The 3,822-nt window shown below is 49.3% G+C and carries 1 protein-coding gene and 1 pseudogene; both read left to right on the forward strand.

Annotated elements, in window-relative coordinates; all coding sequences use genetic code 11:
• The first annotated feature begins 715 nt into the window (after positions 1 to 715).
• Complete coding sequence (locus EAE91_RS23095) at positions 716 to 2,851, forward strand: type I secretion system permease/ATPase (RefSeq protein WP_214090491.1); 2,136 nt, start codon at positions 716 to 718, stop codon at positions 2,849 to 2,851.
• Positions 2,852 to 2,973: 122 nt separating this feature from the next.
• Positions 2,974 to 3,822: pseudogene (locus EAE91_RS23100) on the forward strand (hemolysin secretion protein D); the annotation flags it as partial.

The following is a 3,822-nucleotide window of genomic DNA, read 5'->3' on the forward strand; positions in this document are numbered from 1 at the left end:
TGTAAAAAAATTTATATATTAATGATGTTGCCATATCTTCTCTGACATTTTTTTTGATCGTTATTTGTTCGGTTGTTGGATGGGCTTTTAAGCCCGACAATCAGATCATTAATGCCTTTAATGAGATTTCTGATTTGCTGTGCTGACTTCGGTAAATACGTCTTTTTGTTTTTGTAAAAAGTTATCGGTTAGGTGATTAAAAAATTCTCGTGCAGTGAGCTAGAGATTACATTGACCTATGCAAGATAAAGGTATCTTAAACCTGCCTATGCCCAATTTTGGTTATTTTTCAATTGAAATATCTTTTCTTAGTCCTTCATGTTGATTGATTTTGAGTCATAATCGTTCAGTCAGCCATATCGAATAGTTTCACCGTGATGGCTATATACTGATCGATATCTTAATTTCACCGATTCAAAAGATTCAAAAATAGTTGCAATGACTGAATCAAATTGTTGGTGTTTTTATTTTGTTATCAATGTAAACAACAAGATTATAAATTTAATAAATTTTAATATTATTGTGTGGTTAATGTCACGGTTTGTGAATATATTAAATGAAATTTATTGTTATTTGATGATATAAACGCCTAATTATATGAATTGTGATTTGTTTACTAAACGGATTGCGGATATGTCTGGATAGCTTGCTAGGGGTGAGATGAATATCCAGATTTTTGATTTAAGGATTAAGTTGTCTGATGCAGGATAATGAAATGAGTACTGAGTCACCCCACTCTTCCCCGGAGCTGGATACCGGTCTGATTTGCCTAGCTATGTTGGCCAGGTTTCACAACATCGCTATATCGACTGAACAACTTTCACACGAATTTTCTACTTCCAACCAAGGTCTTACCCTGAAGGAGCTGTTGCTGGCTGCTCGTCATTCAGGGCTGAAAGCTAAGGCTGTACACACAACACTTGCCAGACTTGAACATACTCCATTGCCCGCCATTGCTATGGACAGAGATGGGCAGTTTTTTATTTTGGCCAAACTGGATAAAGAACAGGCTTTGATTCAGGACCCACGTTCGGCGCGCCCCGAAGTTATCAGCTTCGAGCAGCTTGAGCAGCGTTGGACAGGGCAACTGGTGCTTGTGCGTTCCAGTAACGGTCTGCCCGGAGAGACTTCACGCTTTGACTTCACTTGGTTTATCCCGGCTATCGTCAAATACCGCAAGTTGTTGGGCGAAGTTTTGCTGGGGTCTTTTGCCTTGCAGTTGTTTGCCTTGGTGACTCCGTTATTCTTTCAGGTGGTCATGGACAAAGTACTGGTGCATCACGGCCTAACCACACTGGATGTTGTCGCGGCGGGATTGCTGGGCATCATGTTGTTCGAGTCGGCTCTGAGTGGCCTGCGTAGCTACGTGTTTGCCCATACGACCAGCCGTATTGATGTGCAGTTGGGATCGAATCTGTTTCGGCACTTGATTAATCTGCCGCTGGCTTACTTCCAGGCAAGGAGAGTCGGTGATTCTGTGGCTCGTGTACGCGAACTGGAAAACATCCGCAGCTTCCTCACCGGCAATGCCATTACCCTGATGCTTGACGTGCTTTTTTCTCTGGTATTCATCCTTGTGATGTTCTATTACAGCGGCTGGTTGACCCTTGTTGTGGTGTTATCATTGCCGCTCTATGCACTCGTCTCGGGGTTGGTTACACCTCTCTTGCGTAAGCGATTACAGGATAGCTTCACACGCAACGCTGAGAATCAGGCATTCCTTGTCGAAACGGTCAATGGCATCGATACCCTAAAGTCAATGGCGGTTGAACCGCAGGCCATCCGCAAGTGGGACAACCAACTGGCGGCTTATGTTGCCGCAGGTTTCAAAACACAGACCTTATCCACTATCGCCAATGAAAGCGTCTCGCTTATCGGCAAGTTAGTGACGGTCGCCACTCTCTGGCTCGGTGCTCGCCTCGTGATTGAGGGGCAGCTATCGGTGGGAGAACTGATCGCATTCAATATGCTGGCCGGCCGTGTCAGCGGCCCGATTATGCGCTTGGCGCAACTGTGGACCAGCTTCCAGCAGACCGGGGTCTCGGTGCAGCGTCTGGGAGACATCCTCAATTCCCATACTGAATTGTCTCAGGCTACACGTAGCACAGTACCGCCGCTCAAGGGGCAGGTAGAGTTCGAACAGGTGCATTTTCGTTATCGGGCTGATGGTTCTGAGGTGCTGCGCGGCGTCAATCTGGTCATTGGCGCGGGAGAAATCATTGGTGTAGTGGGCCGCTCCGGTTCCGGCAAAAGTACTCTGACCCGCTTGTTGCAGCGGCTCTATGTTCCAGAGCGCGGACGGGTCATGGTTGATGGCATGGATCTGGCATTGGCTGATGTGTCTTCGCTGCGCCGGCAGATTGGCGTGGTGTTGCAGGACAATATGCTATTCAACCGCAGCATTCGTGAAAACATTGCCTTAAGCGATCCGGGTGCGCCGCTCGAAATGGTCATGCACGCCGCCCGCATGGCTGGAGCTCATGAATTCATCCTTGAACTGCCCGAAGGTTACGACACCATTGTGGGTGAGCACGGCGCGTCACTTTCAGGTGGTCAGCGGCAACGGGTAGCCATTGCCCGAGCCTTGATCGGCAATCCTCGCATTTTGATTTTCGACGAGGCGACCAGTGCGCTGGACTACGAGTCTGAACGGGTGGTGCAGCAGAACATGCAGAGCATTTGCAAGGGGCGTACGGTCATCATTATCGCTCATCGGTTGTCCGCTGTACGCGATGCACATCGTATCCTTGTGATGGATCGCGGGCAGATCGTTGAACAGGGAGCCCACGCCGAGTTACTGGCGCGTCAGGACGGCCACTATTCACGACTGTATCGAATGCAGCAAGGCTGAAAGGCTTCCATTGCCAGAACGTACGATGAAAACGGCTAATAACGTAATCAATGGCTAATAACACAATCAGAGGCAGATGTGACCAAAATAAACATACTCCGATTCAAGGAAAATAATTCCAAATGAGTGCCACCCTTTCCTTATTGCAGCGTTATCGTCACGCATGGCGTGAGTCTTGGCGCCAACGTAAAAACATGGACGTGTCGCCGCGACTGGCTCATGAATTACAGTTTTTACCGACGGCTTTGGAGTTGCAAGAAACACCTGTTCACCCAGCACCGAGGATTTTCACCTGGGGCATTATGGGTTTCGCTGTATTGGCGTTGCTCTGGGCCTACATCGGTAAAATCGAGGTAGTGGCTATCGCCCCGGGAAAGGTTGTTCCCAATGGCAAGACCAAGTTGATTCAATCCAGCGAAACGGCGGTGGTCAGAGCGATCCACGTCAATGACGGTCAGTCGGTGAAAGTCGGCGAGTTGTTGGTCGAACTCGATCCGACGGCGGCGAGCGCCGACGTCAACCGGATTCAGAGCGAGCTGCTGGCTGCTCGTATCGACAGTGCGCGGAGTGCCGCCATGCTCGACGCGATCAATCAACAAAAGTCTCCGGCTTCGCTGGTAGGAACGATTGACAACGCCAACCCTGAGCAGGTGCTCAGTGCCCAACGCTGGCTACAAGGACAATACCAGGAATACCGCAGCAACCTGGAGTTGGTGGATGCAGAAATTCTCCAACGCAGCGCCGAAATCCAGTCAGCCCAATCTCAGGTGGCTAGCCTGCGAAAAACGCTGCCGATTGCTACACAATTGGCCGAGGATTACCAACGGTTATTGACGAAACAGTATGTGTCGCGGCATGAATATCTGGAGAAAGAGCAGACGCGACTGGATCTGCAACGCCAGTTAAGCGTACAACAGGCCAGTGTCTTGCAGTACACCGCCGCTCAGGACGAGGCGCGACGTCGGCGTGAG

This window comes from Photorhabdus noenieputensis, assembly GCF_018448935.1.
Classification (GTDB): Bacteria; Pseudomonadota; Gammaproteobacteria; order Enterobacterales; family Enterobacteriaceae; genus Photorhabdus; species Photorhabdus noenieputensis.

Bases quoted from the DNA above. Each gene is read 5' to 3' on its own strand.
- EAE91_RS23095 (WP_214090491.1), top strand. From the start codon at position 716: ATGAGTACTGAGTCACCCCACTCTTCCCCGGAGCTGGATACCGGTCTG.